The sequence below is a fragment of the Pseudoalteromonas gelatinilytica genome, from assembly GCF_001641615.1.
GTDB classification, from domain to species: Bacteria; Pseudomonadota; Gammaproteobacteria; order Enterobacterales; family Alteromonadaceae; genus Pseudoalteromonas; species Pseudoalteromonas gelatinilytica.
The window spans coordinates 125,908-144,179 of sequence record NZ_LRRU01000002.1 but is presented as its reverse complement, the minus strand read 5'-3'; the positions used below and the strand labels follow the sequence as shown (position 1 = coordinate 144,179).

The following is an 18,272-nucleotide window of genomic DNA, read 5'->3' as shown; positions in this document are numbered from 1 at the left end:
TCTGATCTGACCCCGATAAAGTAGACACGGGGTTTAATTAAATTGTTCGTACTGCATGGGACTTTTATACCCTAGGGTGCCATGCCTTCTTACTGAGTTGTAGTATTTTTCAATATAAAAATACGTTTGTGTTGTCATTTCACTACGACTCAGTTCATTTAAGTTCTTTATCCACTCCTTTTTATACTGCGCGAAGAAGCTTTCTGAGCATGCGTTATCCCAGCAGTTCCCTTTTCTAGACATACTCACTGTGACACCTCTATTAGTTAACCACTTCACTGTTTCCTTTGCGACATACTGAGCTCCTTGATCTGAATGAAAGAGCAAGTTCGAACCATCAGGTTTGCGTGCTGACCATGCCTTTTTCAGTGTTTTAATAACTAACTCGGCGTTGTTTATCCGGCTTGTTACCCAGCCAACAACCTTACGAGAATACAAATCAAGGATGACGCATAAATACTGCCAACCATCTTTACAGCGTACTTGTGTGATGTCTGATACCCACACAGTATTTGCTGTCTTCACATTAAACTGACGTCGTAGTAAGTTACTCGCTTTGATTGTACCTTCTTTCTTCGCGCGGCTTGTATAGCGTCTCTTACCTGATTTTGAACGATAGCCAACGCTTTGTAATAGTCTCTGCACACGCCCTTTACTGCAATCAAAACCATGTGCTACCGCTGCCTCCCATAGTTTTCTATAGCCAGGGATACAGTGCTCCTGGTCGCTAATATGCTTTAGAAACTTAAGTAACGAACTGTTCTCTTTATGGCGTGTGCTAGGTAATTGCTTTAACCATTTATAATACCCAGCTGGCGACACAGATAACCAACTGCACAACTTCTTCACTGTGCGTTTGGCATCTGTGACCTTGTGGATATATTCGAACCTTATTCTTTTAGGCTGTCGAAGTAGACCTTCGCCTTTTTTAAAACGTCATTCTCCAACTGAGCATCTTCGAGTTGCTTCTCAAGCTTGCGAATTTGGCGTTCTAAATCTGTGTATGACTTGTCTGGGCCTTGGTTCTTTAATGGCTTTGCTGTTTTCTTCTTCGAGGTCATATGACTTCTCCAACTTGATAGCATGTCAGGATGAATTCCGTATTTATTCGCGACCATCTTAACTGTATCTGTGGTGTCTAACGACTCTTGAACGACTTTTATTTTAAATTCGAGCGAATGTTTGCGATATGGTTTTACTTTCATGGTTACTGGCTCCAAAAAGGTGTCTACTTTTATGGAGTCAGATCAGTCAGATCAGATCGAGAGGGTGGTTTTATTTTTTGTGTAATTAAACAAAGAACTTGCTACACATGAATTGTATTTTACTTTGTTCTAACCACTAACCACTAACCACTAACCACTAACCACTAACCACTAACCACTAACCACTAACCACTAACCACTAACCACTTAATCTCCCCCTCCCATCGCTCAAAAATGCGACTCATCTTGTTTTGATAAGAATTGTTACATATTCGGTTTTATTGTTTTGCTCGAGAGGTTTATTATGGAGAAAGCGAAAAACTAATGATTAATTAGGTTTGCTAGTTTTTCGATAAATACATCAAAAAATAATTAGTACGGGACTCCCATGAAAAAAGTAACACTTACCGCGGCAAGTATTGCACTAGCCCTCGGTCTTGTTGGTTGTGGTGAAAAAGAACAAGAAACTAAAGCACCAGCAACTGCGGCCGTAACTGAAGCAAAAGCACCTTTAAATTCAGGTATTGAACTGGCGAACATGGACAAATCTGTTCGCGCACAAGATGACTTTTACTATCACGTAAACGGCGAATGGTTAGAGAAAACAGAAATTCCAGCTGATAAATCAAACTACGGTTCATTCACTCAGCTTTACGATGATTCGCAAAAAGCGATGAAAGAAGTATTAGAAAAAGCGGCGGCAAACACTAATGTTAAGCCGGGTTCTGATGAAGCTAAATTAGCTGCATTTTACAACAGCTACATGGACGAAGCAGGTCGTGAAGCGGCAGGTATCAAGCCATTATCACCAGTACTAGAAAGTGTTGATGCAGTTAAGAACAAGTCTGATTTAGTTGCTTTAATGGCTGAACTTCGCATTAAAGGCGGTAGCCTACCGTTTGGTTGGTACGTAAACAACGACGCGAAAAACTCTAGCGAAAACGCGATGTATGTTTATCAGTCTGGTTTAGGTTTACCAGATCGTGATTACTACCTAAAAGATGAAGAGAAATTCACAAAAATCCGTGAAGCTTACCAAGCATACGTAACAGCTATCTTAAGCAAAGCGGGTGTCGCTGATGCTGAAGCAGCAGCTAAAGATATCATTGCGCTTGAAACAAGCATTGCCGATGCGCAGTGGAGCCGTGTAGAAAGCCGTGATGCAACTAAATCTTACAACAAGATGAGCGTTGCAGATGCTAACAAACTTACAGGTGAGTTCGACTTTGCAGCTTACCTTGATGCATCAGGTATCAAAACTGAAGATGTCATCATTCGCCAACCTAGCTACCTAGAAAAATTCGCGGGTATCTACAGCGATACAGATTTAGCAACTTGGCAGAACTACCTTAAGTTCCACTTTGTTAGCAACTACGCTGCATTATTAAATAAAGAGCTAGTCGACCTTAACTTTGATTTCTACAGCACCACACTTCGCGGTGTAACAGAGCAATCACCTCTTTGGAAAAAAGCGGTTGATGCATCGAACGGTGTATTAGGTGAAATGCTAGGTAAAGTATACGTTAAAGACAACTTCCCACCTGAAGCGAAAGCGCGTATGGAAGAGTTAGTTGATAACGTAATCAAAGGTTATGCAGTTGCCATTGAAAACCTTGAGTGGATGAGCCCAGAAACAAAAATCGCGGCTAAAGAGAAACTTGATAAGTTCACGCCAAAAATCGGTTACCCAGATAAATGGAAAGACTATTCTGCACTTGAAGTTAAAGGTGACGACTTAGTAGGTAACTACATTCGCCACAGCGAGTGGGAATATGCAGATATGACCGCAAAACTAGGAAAGCCAGTTGACCGTTCTGAGTGGCACATGACACCACAAACAGTAAACGCTTACTACAACCCTGTGAACAACGAAATCGTATTCCCAGCGGCTATCTTACAACCGCCATTCTTCAACCTAGAAGCTGATGATGCTGTTAACTACGGTGCAATCGGTGCGGTAATCGGTCACGAATTAGGTCACGGCTTTGATGACCAAGGTGCGAAGTACGATGGTGACGGTAACTTACGTAACTGGTGGAGCGACTCAGACCTTAAACAGTTTGAAGAGCGCACAGGTCAGTTAGTTGCTCAGTATAACGAGTACAAACCATTTGAAGATGCAACGGTAAATGGTCAGCTTACATTAGGTGAAAACATTGGTGACTTAGGCGGCTTAACAGTTGCTTATACTGCTTATCAATTATCACTTGGTGATGAAAAAGCGCCTATCATTGATGGCTACACAGGTGATCAGCGTTTCTTCATGGGTTGGTCGCAAATTTGGCGTCGTAAATACCGTGACGAAGAGTTACGTAACCGCCTAATGACAGACCCTCATTCACCAAGCCACTACCGTGTAATCGGTATTCTTTCAAACATGCCAGAATTCTATCAGGCGTTTGATGTGAAAGAAGGCGACAAAATGTATATCAAACCAGAAGATCGCGTAAAAATCTGGTAATTGATTATCGATTTAAAAAAGGCTCTGAGTGAACGCTCAGAGCCTTTTTTGTTTTAGGAGTTGTCAGCTTTCGACGTAGGAGGTGTTTTAACGCCGAAATATTTAGGTGATTATTGTACGCGATGTTCACGGCTAAAGCTGTTCCTACTAGGGTTTAACTTGATTCTGATTCGTCTTTGTCTAGATTTAAGATAATAAATGGAGGGTTATGGATGACCGCACATTATCAAAATCTAAGAAAGCATAGGGTATCAATCCCATTTCATTATTACTCTGTTACCACTTCAACGCTTGATAGAAACTGTTATTTCTCTGATTTTAATAATGCACGAGTTTTAATTAACACTCTAAGGGCTATAGAAGATATTAAAGCTAAAACTATTTTTTTTGTGGTAATGCCTGATCACCTACATTGGTTATTTCAATTACAAGATAAGGTACCTTTAGCTCGGTTGATTCAAGAGGTTAAAGGGAAGAGTTCATATCTCATAAACAAGCCAACATGCTCTAAGCGAAAAATTTGGCAGCCAGGATATTATGATTCTTTAATAAGGAGTGAAGAGCATTTACTTGGAGTATCGAGGTACATCATCGCAAACCCATTGAGGGCTGGAATTGTTAAAAGTGTGCGTGATTACCCTTTTTGGGATTGTATCTATTTGTAGGTAAATTTATTTCTCATGGCTAAAGCCATTCCTACAAGGTTGTAGGAGGCGTTTTAACGCCGAAATATTTAGGTGATTATTGTGCGCGATGTTCACGGCTAAAGCCGTTCCTACGAGGTTGTAGGATGTGTTTTAACGCCGAAATATTTAGGTGATTATTGTACGCTATATTCACGGCTAAAGCCGTTCCTACGGGGTTGTAGGAGGCGTTTTAACGCAGAAGTAATTATAAAAAAAGCCGCATAATTTTCATTAGGCGGCTTTCTATAAATGAAGGAAATTAAACCATAATCGCATCTTTAAGATACTGGAATAACTCTTTGTAAGCTTTGGCAGGCTTTTCTGCTTGCACTTCTTTTGCGGCGCTACGCACTAATTGGCGCATTTTTTGGCGTTCAAGAGAAGGGTATTGATCAATTGTTGAATTGATCAGGTCGTCACCTTGTTTGATCAAATCATCACGCAGCATTTCAATCTTGTTCAACAAAACATCCGCTTGGTTGTTTTTGTTAAGCATGATGTCGATCATCGCTTGAATTTCATCAACGTTTTCTGTGGTACGTAATACTTTTGCTATGTAGTTTAGGTTACGACGATATGCATCGCTTTTGTCACTCACCTTATCAGAAACAACAAGGGCTTCTTTTAAATCGTGATTGAGTGGTAAACGATCGCGTTGCTTTTTCGGCATTTTCGCGATTTCAGCACCCAGACCATGATATTGCATGGCTTCACGTTTTAATTCGCTTTTTGATACGTAAATAATTTCTTCTTCGATAAGTGGCTTTTTCTTCTTCGCCATAAGGATGCTCATTCAGTAAACTTAACTATTCGCTATTATACGTCATTTAGTTAATGATTAATATTAGCTGATGCAGGTCTCGCAGTGTGTTAGCATTCGTTACACTATAAAAAATATCAGAACCTAGGACACACAAGATGAAAGATCCTATTTATCAACACATTTCTGAAGTGAAAGACGCAGTAAGCGAAGTGCTTGAGCATGCAAAAAAGCTTGGTGCAACAGCAGCAGAAGCGGCGATGTCGAGCACATCAGGTTTGTCTGTCAGCACGCGTATGGGCGAAGTTGAAACAATAGAGTTTAACCAGGACGGTGGCTTAGGTATCAGTGTTTATGTGGGTAATAACAAAGGCTCTGCTTCAACGGCAGACCTAAACCCTAAAACATTACGTACAGTGGTCGAAAAAGCCATTGATATTGCTAAGTTCACTTCTGACGACCCATTTAATGGTATCGCTGATAAAGAGTTACTAGAGTTTGCACCGCTTGATTTAGATTTATACCACCCGTGGGAAGTAAGCCCAGAGCAAGGTATTGAGCTTTGTCATCAAGCAGAGCAGGCGGCATTAAACGCCGATGAGCGTATTGTAAACTCAGACGGTGCGAGTTTTTCTTCTCACCAAGGTCTACGTGTTTATGGTAACAGCCATGGCATGATTGCAGGTTACCCACGTACGCGTCATAGCATTAGCACTATGGTGATTGGTAAAGATGGCGAGCAAATGCAGCGCGATTCAGCCTATACCGTAGCGCGCCATAAAGATGATTTAAATGACGCTGCAAAAGTGGGTCTCGAAGCTGCAACTGAAACCTTGGCTAAGCTTAATAGCCAAAAGCTAGGTACTATGAAAGTGCCTGTAATCTTTAGAGCAGATATTGCTAACTCATTGTTTGGCCATTTAGTGTCGGCGATTGGTGGTGGTGCACTTTATCGTAAATCGAGCTTCTTGCTTGATAGCTTAGGGACTAAAGTATTTAGCGATTGCGTGAATATCTCTGAGCGCCCGCATTTATTAAGAGGTTTAGCGTCTTCGCCGTTTGATGCTGAAGGTTTAAAAACTGTAGACCGTGAAATTATTCAAGGTGGTGAGCTGCAAACTTATCTATTAGCTAGCTACGCGGCACGTAAACTATCGATGACACCAACGGGTCATGCTGGTGGTATTCATAACTGGCTAGTTGAACAAACCCATGCTGATTTAAAAGCGCTATTAAAAACTATGGGCACAGGTTTATTAGTAACTGAGCTTATGGGCCAAGGTGTGAACACCGTAACTGGTGATTACTCACGTGGCGCAGCTGGCTTCTGGGTTGAAAATGGTGAAATCCAATACCCAGTCAGTGAAATCACGATTGCTGGTAACTTAAAAGACATGTTCAAGGCAGTTGTCGGCTTAGGTGGCGACATCGAGCGTCGCGGTGGTATTCAAACTGGCTCTGTATTGATTGAACAAATGCAGGTTGCAGGTAGTTGATTCATCAATAACTACTCAATTTTAAAGCCTCACGTTTGTGGGGCTTTTTTATTTGAAAAAACGCTTTACCTAAACTTAACTTGAGGTTTTATCTTGGTGGCAGTTTAAAAATAAAAAGGAAAACTACCATGTATTTAGAGCACGTAAACCTTGTTGTAAGTAATGTTGATGCCATGCTGCACTTTTATAAAGCCGCATTCCCACATTGGCGTGTGCGTAGCCAAGGTGATAGCACATGGTCAGGCAAACCGCGTAAATGGCTGCACTTTGGTGATGATTACCAATATCTTGCATTAAGCGATAACGGTGAAGCTGAAAACCGTGATTTAGCAGGTCACCAAGTGGGCCTAGCTCATTTTGCCTATGTGACAAACGACATTAATGCTGTCATTGAACGTCTGGTTTCAGCTGGTTATGAAATTGATAAACACGGCCCAGAAAACCCTTATCGTAAAAATGTATATTTCATCGACCCCGCAGGCTTTGAAGTTGAGTTTGTAGAGTATTTTAGTGATATCCCGAGTGAGAGGAATAATGACCAGTGAAGCTTTAAGCCATAAGCTGTAAGCAGAGATGTGTTGCTTTTAGCGCCTCGTAGGAGGTACTTTAGTGCCGAAAATTTAAGGAGCCATCAGCTTTCAGCTATCAGTTTTGAGCCGAGCGGTGTTGTTTGTAGGTCAGGCATTGGTTGATGAAATGGCGTTGCATATAAGACGCGCCAAGCAAGCGTGACGCCTACGGTTGATGTAGGCGTGAAATTTATTTCGCGCGTTATCTTATTATATTGCGCGATGTAAAACTGCGGCTACGATAACTAGCACCTAGCACCTAGCACCTAGCACCTAGCACCTAGCACCTAGCACCTAGCACCTTGCAACTTTTACTGCACCTTATTCATTTCTTTCCAACTGGCTTTTAGGCTGTTGGCAAAGCTGATGAACTTTTCTTTCATGGTACGTTTTACTTTGATCTCAACTGAGCCTAGCCAAACATTACCTTCAATGGTGATGGTTGGGCCTTGGCCTTTGTTTAAGGCAACAGACTTATTCTCTACGCTGCCAATCACGCTAAATAATTTAGATACCACATTAACATGTTCTGGCACGTAGATTTCGTCGCTACCTAAAATACAGTTCACATAAATGGTGACATGCTGATGTTGGAAAATCGCTTCGCTAAAGTCGAGTTCGATTGAACCTAAGCAGTTTGTAAGGTGAATTTCTTTTGGTACCACCCATTGGCCGCTACGCTCATTTGAACCCAAAATGCTTCGAAGCTGCAGGCTCTCGTTGTCGCTGCTATGGCTGTAGTGAGGTTTAAATTGCGCATGCTTTTGCGATTTGTAGTCAATATCTGCTTTCAGATCTAAATCAGCAACAAGCTCAACGAGTACTTCGTTGCTGGTGGCCGCCATTGCTTGGTCTAGGCGGCGTTCAAATGCTTCAGCTGAAATAACAGCATGACTGTAGTTATAAATGAGTTGATCAATAACTTCTTCTCTTACTTGATCGATTGGGCGATCTTCAAGTTTAACGGCCATGGTAGTTCCCTGTTGTGATTATCAAAGTGATTTTTCTGTTATTCGTTATGTGCAAAGCTTAGGCCAAAGTTTATTTCTTTATAAATCAGTTTGTTGTGTTTTTAGCTGAATAAGCTACTTCGTTAAATTAACCACAGATTAATAAAATCAGCAACTAAATGGTTATTTTTGCAACATTGTGAACATCTTACCGAGCAGCTTGTAAATCTTTACCGAAATGAATATAAATCACCGCTGAATGACTGTTTAACTTGTTGAAAATTAATAATTAAATAATTGGCATCATAGTCGCATTAGTAAAACTGTCTTTAATCAAAAGGAGAAAGATTATGAACACTTTTAACAAATCTATGATTGCCGCTTTAGTAATTGGTGCAACTAGCATGTCAGCTCAGGCAAGCAGCTGGGAAAATGAAAGTAAAGATGCTTGGATTGATGGTAAGGCAGAAACTGTGCTTCTTATGAACACAAACCTTAACAACTTTGATATCAACACTGATGTAACGAATGGCAAGGTTGTATTAACAGGTAAAGTTGATAGCGAATTAGATAAAGAGCTTGCTGAAGAGCTGGTTCTTAGCCTAGATGGCGTTAGCTCTGTAGATAACAAACTAACGGTTGTTAAAAACATGAAGGCTAAGAAGATGAAAGCAGATAAAGCTGATAAAGCTGATTCAGCCGAAAGCGATTTAACCGATGCAAAAATCAGTACTGTAATCACAACACGTTATTTATTTAACTCAGAAGTGGGTGGTACCGATATCGATGTTGATACCGACAACGGTGTAGTAACACTGAAAGGTACTGTTGAGTCTGATGCAGAAAAGCAATTAGCAATCAGCATTGCTGAAAATGCTGAAGATGTTCGCAAAGTAATCGATGAATTAACGATTGTTGCTGAATAATAGCAAGCCCTATATAGCCCAGCTTTGGCTGGGCTTATCTTTTTCAAGGAGTGAGTCATGGATTTAATACGTATTATTTTATCGGTTTTAATTCCACCTCTCGGCGTATTTTTACAGGTAGGTTTAGGTGCGCAGTTCTGGATTAATATTCTTTTAACCTTATTAGGGTACATTCCAGGTTTGATTCATGCTGTGTATATCATCGCTAAGCGATAATCACCGCATTAATTAGCAAGGATGGGTAATGGAGCACAGCAAGGAAGGGCTGTAGGAGTAACGGACGATAAACCGCAAGGAGTTTACAGTATGGACAATGTAGCTAAGCACAAAGGACAACAAGGAAGTAACAAGGCGTTATGGAGTAGCGCACAATGGCAACGCTTTATGGATAAAGTGAACGGAAATGACAGCAAGGAATAAGCTTAGGCTGGGAGCCAAACAGGATGAAGCTAGCGTAAGGAGGGGACTATATGGAACAAGTACAAACGCAACCAACACAAGGATTGACCGACAAAGGAGTTGCTTTATGGAACAAGCAACAGTGGCACGAATTTATGGAACACGCGAAAGCGGTTGCGCCACGATTAACAGGGAAGGCTGACGATAAAAACCCGATGTCATCTTCAGGTGACATCGGGTTTTTAACTACTTCAGCAATTTATCTTTATAACTTAAATTGATTAACAGTCTTATTTAAAGACGCAGCTAATTCATTCAAATCACGTGCTTCATCCGCCAATTCATGGGCATGATCCGCAGTGCTATTCACTAAGTGATTAATCGCTGCCAAGCTATTGTTGATATCTTCTGCAACCACAGTCTGCTGTTCTGTCGAAGTCGCAATTTGATGACTTTGATCTTGTACATTTGTCACTGATTGCGCGATATCTTGCAGTGCTTGCAATACAATTTGTGTTTGCTCAACTGAGCCTTCAGCACGTTCTTGACCTTGTTGCATCATGGTTGATGCTTGTTGAGCAATTTGTTGTAAACGGCTGATCATATTGCGAATATCATCAGTAGATTCTTGCGTTCTGCTTGCCAGTGAACGAACTTCGTCGGCAACAACTGCGAAGCCTCGGCCTTGCTCACCTGCACGGGCTGCTTCTATTGCCGCATTCAGTGCCAGTAAGTTAGTTTGCTCAGCAATTGAGTTGATAACATCCACTACCGCACCGATATTGCCACTTTCTTGCTCAAGACCCGCAACGACTTTAGATGCTTCACCGATGTGACTCGCCAGAGCGGTCATTACTGACTGAGCTTGAGTCGAGCGTTTAGTGCCATCTGCAGTAATAGTTTGTACTTCTTCAGCTGCATTATTAGTGTGCTGAGCATTACGCGAGATTTCCATCACCGTAGACGCCATTTCGGTTACAGCCGCACTCACACTGTCAACTTGTTGCTTTTCTTGCTGAATTTCATCGTTCGTTTTTTGCGAAACAATTTTCAACTGACTCGCAGCTTGGCTTAGTTGCTCAGCCTGCGCGGCAGTATTAAGCATCATCGCGCGCAATTTATCGATGAAGGTGTTCATGTGATGAGCAAGTTGACCCACTTCGTCATGACTCTTGATTTCGATTTTTTGTGTTAAATCGCCATCACCTGATGCGATATCACGCATGATGTAAGTCAGTTTAGTCAGTGGCTTGGTGATCATTTGCGTGGCCCAGAAGATCATCGCAATGATAATCGCGATAATGATGATCACTGATGTTGTGGTTGTCATCACCGCATCGTTTACTGGCTCATCAATCATACTGGTTGGTATTAAAATACCCACGTACCAATCAAGGTAAGGGGTTTCTAATTCAAGGCGGTTGTATACAACGTAATATTGCTCACCTTTAAATGTGACAAAGCTACTACCATCTTTTTGGCTTTTCATCGCGCGGTTTAATTCGCTAAAGCCTGAAGTGTCGCTAAATTGTTTTTCGAGGGCATCTAAACCTTCTTTGCCATTCGGACCTTCGTCAGTCACAGACAGCTTGTGGCCAGTGCGTTTAGAAAAGTGCACAACCTTTTGGTTGCCATCAAGTAAGAAACCAAAGCCTTGGCCATTAAAGCGAATAGCTTCAACCATGTCGTTGATATTATTAAGCTGTAAATCAACACCACCAAAGCCAACAAGCTTGTTTTGTTTATAAACAGGCTGTTGTACAACTGCAGAGGCATTACCTGTGGTTAAATCCACAGAAATTGGGCCTACATAGAGTTTGTTGATCTTTAGAGCGTCTTGCCACCAACCACGTTTATAAGCGTAATAAGGCTGGCCGTTGTAATGACTGGTACGCTCGTTTTCTTTGAAATACTCACCTGTTGTTGCAGATGCAAAGAAGGCAGATAAGATGTTGTCATCGTTGCCACTGATACGGACAAAATCTTGATTAACGCTGTCGTATCCAGGCTGGTTATCAAGGCTTTGGTCACGTTTAGTCCAGTTGTCGAACCAATTCACTAAATGCGGATTTGTCACGAAGGTTTGTACTACTTTACCGTATTTGGCAAAGTAACCTTGCATTGAAAGTCGCTCACTCTGTAAATAGCTGTCGGCTTCGCGTTGAATAGCTTGGCGCGATAGATCAGCAATATGGCTAACAAAAAAACTAGACGCGATGATCAGTAGTACACTTATCGTCCCGCCGATGAGTAGTAATATTTTTTTACGTAAAGAGAGGTTATTTAACATAGGTGCACGTGTTTTTATTATCGGGTAGAGTTACCTATCTAATCATATTTGCACCCAAATCGCTACACTGCAAAGCGATGGTTATTAATAAAATATTACATAATACATAAGGTAAGTTACTAAATGACTGTTAGTGATAACAAAATGGTAGTGTTAGGCGCAGGTTGGCTCGGCCAAGCTCTTTGTCTTAAGGCAAAAGAATTAGCATGGCAAGTGCAAGGCACACACCGTAGTCGCGAGCACGAACATGATTTTCAGCGTCAGTTTGCGTTTGTTGGCGATGAGCTTGTACATGATGTATCGCTTGAAGAGGCATGGTGGGTGTGTGCAATTCCACCGCGTAGTCGCAGCTCAGAAAGTAATTATTTAGCCACTTTGCAAGCAGGGCTTGAGCTTGCCAAGCAGCTAAAGTGTAAAGGCTTTATTTTATGTTCTTCGACAGGTGTTTACCCTGCTGATAATGGTCATTACGATGAGAGCACAATAATTAATTGCCAATCAGCACGCCAACAACAGCTATTTGATGCTGAGCAGTTAGTGCTAAGTGCCGGTGGTAAAGTATTGCGTTTGGCAGGCCTAGTCGGGCCTGGGCGCGATCCAGGAAAGTTTGTTGCTGGAAAAAAGCTGTCTAGTTCAAGCCAGCAAGTGGTGAACATGGTACAGCAGCAAGACGTGATAGCGGCGACTTTTTCTGTACTCGAAAATTGGTCTAGCGCGAGCAACATTTATAATGTGGTAAATCCGGCGCATCCAATAAAAGCGGATTACTACCAGCAAAAATGCATTGAGCAGGGTAATCAACCACCCACTTTTACTAACGATGATAAAGGCGAACGTATCATTGATGGCTCGGCGATTGAGTCACTGAGTTTTCGTTATCAAGCGCCTATTTAACTACTTTTTAAAAGTAAGGTGGCCTCCCAGTCGGTATTTACTACCCGGCGAAACTAAGCGCGCAAAGCTTACAATGCCTTGCGATGACCACGTTCGGCGGATCACTTGTAAGCATGGTTCTTCGTTGTAAAGGTTGAGCCATTCACACATTTCTTGGTTGGGCATGATCGCTTCGACCGTGTGACGAGCCTCGGTGAGCGGGGCATTTAGCGATAAGTATTCATGGGGTGTTAGGCTGTGAAAATCTTGTTGTAAGTAATCTTTAGCAAGAGCGGGGTTCACAAAACGCTCCTCAACTTGCAAAGGTTGCTCGTTTTCATTGTGCACAATCACACTTCGATAAACGTGGCTGTCGACTTCGACACCCAAAGCAATTGCGATGGGGGCGATTGCGCGAATAGATTCCATTACTAAAATTGTACAACTGTAATCACTGTTTCGTGCCTTAACTTCATCGGCAATGTTTTTGATTTCTAATAACGATGATTGTGATTTGAAGCTGGCAACAAAAGTACCTTGGCCTTGGCTGCGAGTTAAAATACCGGCATCGGTTAATTCACATAGCGCGCGCCGTGCTGTCATACGGCTAACTTGAAATTGACTGGTGAGTTCGTTTTCAGAAGGGACGCGGTCGTTTTCTTGCCATTCTCCCGATTGAATATTTTCCAGAATGAATTCTTTTATTTGCGCAAACTTAGGGACGCTCATTATGAAAAGTTTATTTATAAGTTAACAGTGTGTTACAGGGTGACATAATTTCCTTGTATATACAAGACGAGTTGATAAACTTTAAGCAAATTAAAATCTAGGCTCTCGTTGAGTCTTTTGCAAGCATCAAAATAGGTGAAAAATGCACACAACCAACAATGACCAAGCGCTCTGGGATTTAGTGATCACAGATGCCAATATCGCCACAATGGATCCTGCTATCGATGCACCATACGGCGCCATTGAAAATGCAGCAATTGCCGTTAAAGATGGCAAAATTGCCTGGTTAGGTGCACAAACCGATTTACGAAAGTTTGATGCGCTAGCAACGCCTACCGTGTCTGCAAAAGGGCAGTGGTTAACACCTGGGTTGATTGATTGCCACACGCACTTAGTATTTGCCGGTAGCCGCGCAGAAGAATTTGAGCAGCGTTTACAAGGTGTGAGCTATGAGCAAATCGCTGCTAATGGTGGCGGCATAGCAAGCACCGTGCGTGCAACCCGCGAAGCTGATCACGAAAGCTTATTTGTCAGTGCAAAAGAGCGTTTAAATGCGTTATACGCAGAAGGCGTGACGACGGTAGAGATTAAATCTGGCTATGGTCTTGATTGCGAAAACGAAATTAAGCTACTCGAAGTGGCTCGTTTACTCGGTGAAAATCACCCGGTTGATGTTAAAACCACGTTTTTAGGTGCCCATGCATTACCACCAGAATATAAAGGCCGTAGCGATGAATACATAGAGCTTGTTTGCGGTGAAATGCTTGACCGTGTTGTTGAAGCTGATTTAGCTGATGCAGTTGATGCTTTTTGTGAAAACGTTGGCTTTAGCAATGAGCAAACTCGCCGAGTGTTTGAAGCGGCTAAAAAGCACAACTTACCGGTTAAGTTGCACGCTGAGCAGCTATCTAATCAACATGGTGCAGAGCTTGTTGCAGAGTTTAATGGCTTATCGGCAGATCATATTGAACACTTAGATGAAGCTGGCATTCAAGCAATGGCCAAAGCGGGCACTGCAGCGGTATTGTTACCGGGTGCATTTTACTTTTTACGCGAAACAAAATATCCGCCAATCGAGCTACTCCAGCAATACCAAGTTCCGATCGCCATTTCAACTGACTTTAACCCTGGCACTTCACCATTATGTTCATTGCACTTAATGATGAATATGGCGTGCACTATTTTCCGTATGACACCAGAGCAGGCATTAGCTGGTGTAACACGAAACGCCGCGGGTGCCTTGGGTCTTGACGATCGTGGCGTGTTAAAGGTAGGGGCTCGAGCTGATATTGCTCATTGGCAAATATCCCACCCAGCACAATTAAGTTACCAATTCGGCGTAAATAAACTGTTAAATCTGTGGATTTTGGGTAGACTTAGTTAGATAAGTTTTATTACGCAGTTTGGATTACATGTCATTGATTTTTAGTTTAGCGAGTAGCAGCACCCAACTCGTAAATTTAACAAGTGATGTTGTGCCAGTGTTTTTAGCTGGTAGCGTTTTTATGGCAATGATCTGTGCCTTATGCGTAACCCGTAACCCAATTTTAAGGCTAAGCCTAGTCGTTAATGGCGTATTAGGTTTAGCAATTTTAAGCTTAGGCTTACCTTGGCTAGTTATTTTACTCGCTTTAAGTTTATGCTTTCATTTATGGCAAGCATTTCGCACCACAAATTGGCTTGCCATAATATTGAGTGTCGCCGCCGCTATTTCGTTTGCGGTTTTATACTCTGCCCATTTATTACTCGACAATGCTTTATATTGGCTTGTTTTTTCGGTAGTTATTTTATCTGTTTCAGGCTTTTTTAATTATGAAGAGCCAGAGGATGAAGAGCAGGTTGAAATTGAGCCGCTCCATAATGATGACTTAGATGCCACCCCTCTCACTGGCTTACCGGATCGTAATGCGCTAAAAAATACGTTTGTTGCTTGGAGCGAAGAACACTCAGCAAACTGTGCGTTAGTGATGATCCGCCTTGAAGGTTTTAACGATGTTAACCAGCATATTGGTCGTGATTTTGGGGATTTATTATTAGCGCAATCGGCGACTCGTATTAAACAGCAACTCAGTGTTGATGCTGTGCTTAGCATGCCTAGTTCTGCTGGAAAGGCTGAAAAGCTGGCACATTTAGGGGGCTTAAACTTTGCTTTTATTTGCTCGCTTGAAGAGCAAAAGCATCTTCATGAGCAGCTGATAAGCCAAATTAGGCAAGTAACATTAAAGCCATTCAACGTTGCTAATTGTACGATTGAAGTTAAAGTACGCGCCAGTTATGTGAACTGTGACGAACCAGAGTATAGCTTCGAGAACCTGATTTCATTTGCCAACCTTGCCCTTGATTCAAACCCTGAGCGAGCTATTGTGCCTTATCATCCGCAAATGATGATTGAGCAACTAGAACAGCAAGCACGCCTACGCGAATTAGCTCATCTCGATTTTGCCAGCGAGCTTGAGCTTTATTTTCAGCCGGTTATTCGTAATAGCGACGAGCAAATTGAATTTTTAGAATTGCTGTTACGTTGGCAGCATCCTAAACAAGGCATTCTTTCGGCGAACAAATTTATTGATGATATTCGTGTTGCTGGCCTAAGTTACCCTGTAGCTGCGTATGTTATTGAACGGGCTGCTGAGCTTGCCATGGCACTGCGTATGGAAGGTATTGAATTGCCTCTAAGTATTAACGTGTTTGGCCCAGAAATGCTGCACGAAGAGTTCATTGAATTTGTCGATCGCATTATGACTGAGCACCGTTTAGAGCCGGGTGATTTAATCGTTGAATGTCCGCTCGATTTATTCATGAGCTTAGATGACCAAGGTAAAGCCATGGTCGCAAGGCTAAATAGCATTGGTATTAAGCTGTGTATTGATGGCTTTGGTGACACGCCTATTTGGCTTGCTAAGCTGCCTAATCTTAATGTTGAGTATATCAAAGTGGCTGCTTCACTAACTGCTGATTTTGCCCATCAAAGCCAAGTGCGAAGCCTAGTTTCTGGCATGGTGGATATGCATAATCAAAATAATGCCAAGGTGATTTGTGAAGGGGTAGAAACCCTAGAGCAACTTAAATTTGTTAAGTCGTTGAACACCTACGCCGCTCAGGGTTATTACTTTAATTACCCGCTTAGCAGCGTAGGCATGATGTCGTGGTTAAAACAGTGGCGGTTAGAGCATCAGGGGGAAAGTTAGCGCTGTCAGATTGACAGTTAGCGAGTTGCTAGGGGAAAGAGTAAAGTTAGCGAACGGCTTGACTAAGATGGTGGGCTGTTTAGAGTTTACTCTTTCTAACTTTACTCTTTCTAACTTTACTCTTTCTAACTTTCTAACTTGCCTCTCTCGCCTGCAAATACGCATTCACAAGAGCAGTGATTATTTGGCCTGCGTCGTTCATGCCTGCATCTATGCCTACCGGGTGTTGTGACGGGGCGCCTTCGCATAAATGAAGGTAGCGAGCCGTTGTTTGGCTGGCAGCTAAATGCACAAAGTGTTCTGCATCACTCACACTAAAGCCACAGTTGGTGTAAGCACTTACCGGCATTAATGAAATGCTGTCTAGGTCTACTTCGACTCCAAGCGGCGCATTATCAAACTGAGCTAATGCGTGTTTACATGCTGAAGATAAATCGACTTTGCGACGTACTTGAATATCTTGGTAACTATCAAACGTGAAGTTTGCGTTTGTCAGGGCATCCATAATCGCTTGGTTATTTTTAAATTCGTGTAAACCCATTACATGGTAATCAGCAAGGTGATTCTCGCTGTACGCATATCTAAAGCCATTGCCACTATGACGCCCTTCACACTCTCTAAAATCAGCATGAGGGTCTAAGTTGATTGCGTTGACTGGTTTACCATGTTGCTTACTAAGGGCACGCAAAATACCTAAGCAGTTGTTATGGCCGCCACCGATTACAATTGGCTCAAGACCAGCTGCAAAAATCATCGCAAGCACTTGCTCAACGCGGGTGTCTATATCAGCGCATAATTCACGGAGTTTGGCTAAATCAACGTCGTTTTTATTATCAAGGTCAGCGGCTTGTTGGTTTAAGTCATCAAGGGCCACTTCGCCGAGTAATAACACACGCTCATGATTTAAAAACTGGTTATGCGTTTGGTTTAAAAAGCGCTTTAAAAATGCCTGCCACGCTTGCCCTGAGCCACCGTTACCTAAGTTAGCGCGAGGACCAATATCTTCACATACGCCGACTAAGACATAGCGAATACCGAATTGTTTTGCATCGATGAGTGCTTGTGGAGCGTTAACTTGAGTGTCGAGAAGGGCAAGGGCTTGCCAAGCTTTGAGTTCGTTAGCGCGGCGGACACATAAGTGCTTTACCGCCGCTTCATCATAAATTTTAAGGTAGTTTGTCACCGAGATTAGTCTTCTATTATTTCTAACTCTAATTCTTCAGCAGATAATATAATACCGGTGCTATCAGCGTAAACAAAGTCGTCATCAAAGAAAGAAACGCCTGCGAAGTTAACGCCAATGCCATCTTCACCTGCGCCTTCGCTATCGGCAGCAACAGGAATAGAGGCGATTGCTTGAATGCCTAAGTCTAGTTCTTCAAGCTCATCAACATGGCGAATGGCACCGTAAACGATAATGCCTTGCCAGTTGTTTTCTAATGCGATTTCAGCCAGCTCAATATCAATTAGGGCACGTCGGGTTGAACCACCACCGTCAATCAATAACACGCTATCGGTGCCATCAGTTGATAAAATTTCGCGGATCAGCTCGTTATTTTCAAAACATTTAACGGTTTTTACTCGACCACTAAAGCTTGGGCGTCCACCAAAATTGATAAACATAGGTTCGAGCACATCAACCACATCTGCAAAGTGGTCGCATAAATCAGAAGTGCTGTAATCCATTTTTTCATCCTCTAAAGAGACTGTCTGTTTAGTACTCAGTATACCCTGATACAA

General features: G+C 42.3%; 17 protein-coding genes. 10 read left to right on the top strand and 7 right to left on the bottom strand.

Translation table 11 applies throughout. The features are described from left to right. Window positions 1–33: 33 nt before the first annotated feature. Window positions 34–1,205 (bottom strand): IS3 family transposase gene (locus tag NH153_RS00685; RefSeq protein WP_105180735.1). Its coding sequence is split into 2 segments (ribosomal slippage): window positions 34–932 and window positions 932–1,205, totalling 1,173 coding nucleotides; the frame shifts between segments, so codons are not numbered across the junction. A 388-nt stretch (window positions 1,206–1,593) separates the two neighbouring features. Between NH153_RS00685 and NH153_RS00675 the strand changes: the two genes are divergently transcribed. Together NH153_RS00675 and NH153_RS00670 are read left to right on the top strand one after the other, a co-directional pair. Continuing rightward, window positions 1,594–3,666: a M13 family metallopeptidase gene (locus NH153_RS00675; protein ID WP_063699984.1), complete on the top strand. Its 2,073-nt coding sequence runs from the start codon at window positions 1,594–1,596 to the stop codon at window positions 3,664–3,666. Between the two features lie 212 nt (window positions 3,667–3,878). Next, window positions 3,879–4,331 (top strand): REP-associated tyrosine transposase, encoded by a 453-nt coding sequence (locus NH153_RS00670; protein WP_063699982.1) that lies wholly within the window; start codon window positions 3,879–3,881, stop codon window positions 4,329–4,331. 280 nt (window positions 4,332–4,611) lie between these two features. Here the strand turns inward: NH153_RS00670 and yjgA are convergent, their stop codons facing one another. Further along, window positions 4,612–5,133, bottom strand: coding sequence for a ribosome biogenesis factor YjgA (yjgA, locus tag NH153_RS00665; protein ID WP_063700007.1), 522 nt, complete (start codon window positions 5,131–5,133; stop codon window positions 4,612–4,614). A 137-nt stretch (window positions 5,134–5,270) separates the two neighbouring features. Here yjgA and pmbA point away from each other — a divergent pair, with 137 nt between their 5' ends. After that, a complete protein-coding gene (gene pmbA / locus NH153_RS00660) occupies window positions 5,271–6,608 on the top strand; it encodes a metalloprotease PmbA (RefSeq protein WP_063699980.1) in 1,338 nt (445 codons plus the stop codon). Window positions 6,609–6,736: 128 nt separating this feature from the next. Next, a complete protein-coding gene (locus NH153_RS00655) occupies window positions 6,737–7,153 on the top strand; it encodes a VOC family protein (protein ID WP_063699978.1) in 417 nt (138 codons plus the stop codon). Between the two features lie 335 nt (window positions 7,154–7,488). On the opposite strand, the gene NH153_RS00650 is transcribed toward NH153_RS00655, so the two are convergent. Beyond that, a complete protein-coding gene (locus tag NH153_RS00650; protein ID WP_063699976.1) occupies window positions 7,489–8,148 on the bottom strand; it encodes a LiaF domain-containing protein in 660 nt (219 codons plus the stop codon). Between the two features lie 329 nt (window positions 8,149–8,477). Between NH153_RS00650 and NH153_RS00645 the strand changes: the two genes are divergently transcribed. The 3 genes from NH153_RS00645 (at window position 8,478) to NH153_RS00635 (ending at window position 9,733) form a co-directional block, all read left to right on the top strand. After that, on the top strand, window positions 8,478–9,053 hold the full coding sequence (locus NH153_RS00645) for a BON domain-containing protein (protein WP_063699973.1): 576 nt from the start codon (window positions 8,478–8,480) through the stop codon (window positions 9,051–9,053). Window positions 9,054–9,110: 57 nt separating this feature from the next. Continuing rightward, on the top strand, window positions 9,111–9,269 hold the full coding sequence (locus tag NH153_RS21500) for a YqaE/Pmp3 family membrane protein (RefSeq protein ID WP_064971745.1): 159 nt from the start codon (window positions 9,111–9,113) through the stop codon (window positions 9,267–9,269). A gap of 254 nt (window positions 9,270–9,523) precedes the next feature. Further along, complete coding sequence (locus NH153_RS00635; protein WP_058583864.1) at window positions 9,524–9,733, top strand: hypothetical protein; 210 nt, start codon at window positions 9,524–9,526, stop codon at window positions 9,731–9,733. On the opposite strand, the gene NH153_RS00630 is transcribed toward NH153_RS00635, so the two are convergent. Then, window positions 9,718–11,742: a methyl-accepting chemotaxis protein gene (locus tag NH153_RS00630; protein ID WP_063699968.1), complete on the bottom strand. Its 2,025-nt coding sequence runs from the start codon at window positions 11,740–11,742 to the stop codon at window positions 9,718–9,720. The genes NH153_RS00635 and NH153_RS00630 overlap by 16 nt on opposite strands. Window positions 11,743–11,865: 123 nt before the next feature. Between NH153_RS00630 and NH153_RS00625 the strand changes: the two genes are divergently transcribed. Further along, window positions 11,866–12,636: a Rossmann-fold NAD(P)-binding domain-containing protein gene (locus NH153_RS00625; RefSeq protein ID WP_063699960.1), complete on the top strand. Its 771-nt coding sequence runs from the start codon at window positions 11,866–11,868 to the stop codon at window positions 12,634–12,636. On the opposite strand, the gene hutC is transcribed toward NH153_RS00625, so the two are convergent. Continuing rightward, window positions 12,637–13,344, bottom strand: coding sequence for a histidine utilization transcriptional repressor HutC (gene hutC / locus NH153_RS00620; RefSeq protein WP_063699958.1), 708 nt, complete (start codon window positions 13,342–13,344; stop codon window positions 12,637–12,639). It abuts the gene before it with no gap. Between the two features lie 142 nt (window positions 13,345–13,486). Between hutC and hutI the strand changes: the two genes are divergently transcribed. Together hutI and NH153_RS00610 are read left to right on the top strand one after the other, a co-directional pair. Next, a complete protein-coding gene (hutI, locus tag NH153_RS00615) occupies window positions 13,487–14,728 on the top strand; it encodes an imidazolonepropionase (RefSeq protein ID WP_063699956.1) in 1,242 nt (413 codons plus the stop codon). 121 nt (window positions 14,729–14,849) lie between these two features. Continuing rightward, window positions 14,850–16,532 (top strand): GGDEF domain-containing phosphodiesterase, encoded by a 1,683-nt coding sequence (locus tag NH153_RS00610; protein WP_063700005.1) that lies wholly within the window; start codon window positions 14,850–14,852, stop codon window positions 16,530–16,532. 133 nt (window positions 16,533–16,665) lie between these two features. On the opposite strand, the gene NH153_RS00605 is transcribed toward NH153_RS00610, so the two are convergent. Together NH153_RS00605 and rraA are read right to left on the bottom strand one after the other, a co-directional pair. After that, window positions 16,666–17,715 carry a formimidoylglutamase gene (locus NH153_RS00605; RefSeq protein WP_063699953.1) on the bottom strand — a complete coding sequence of 350 codons (1,050 nt, stop codon included), beginning with the start codon at window positions 17,713–17,715 and terminating at the stop codon, window positions 16,666–16,668. 5 nt (window positions 17,716–17,720) lie between these two features. Further along, window positions 17,721–18,218, bottom strand: a complete 498-nt coding sequence (gene rraA, locus NH153_RS00600) for a ribonuclease E activity regulator RraA (RefSeq protein ID WP_054552822.1) — start codon at window positions 18,216–18,218, stop codon at window positions 17,721–17,723. Window positions 18,219–18,272: the final 54 nt, after the last annotated feature.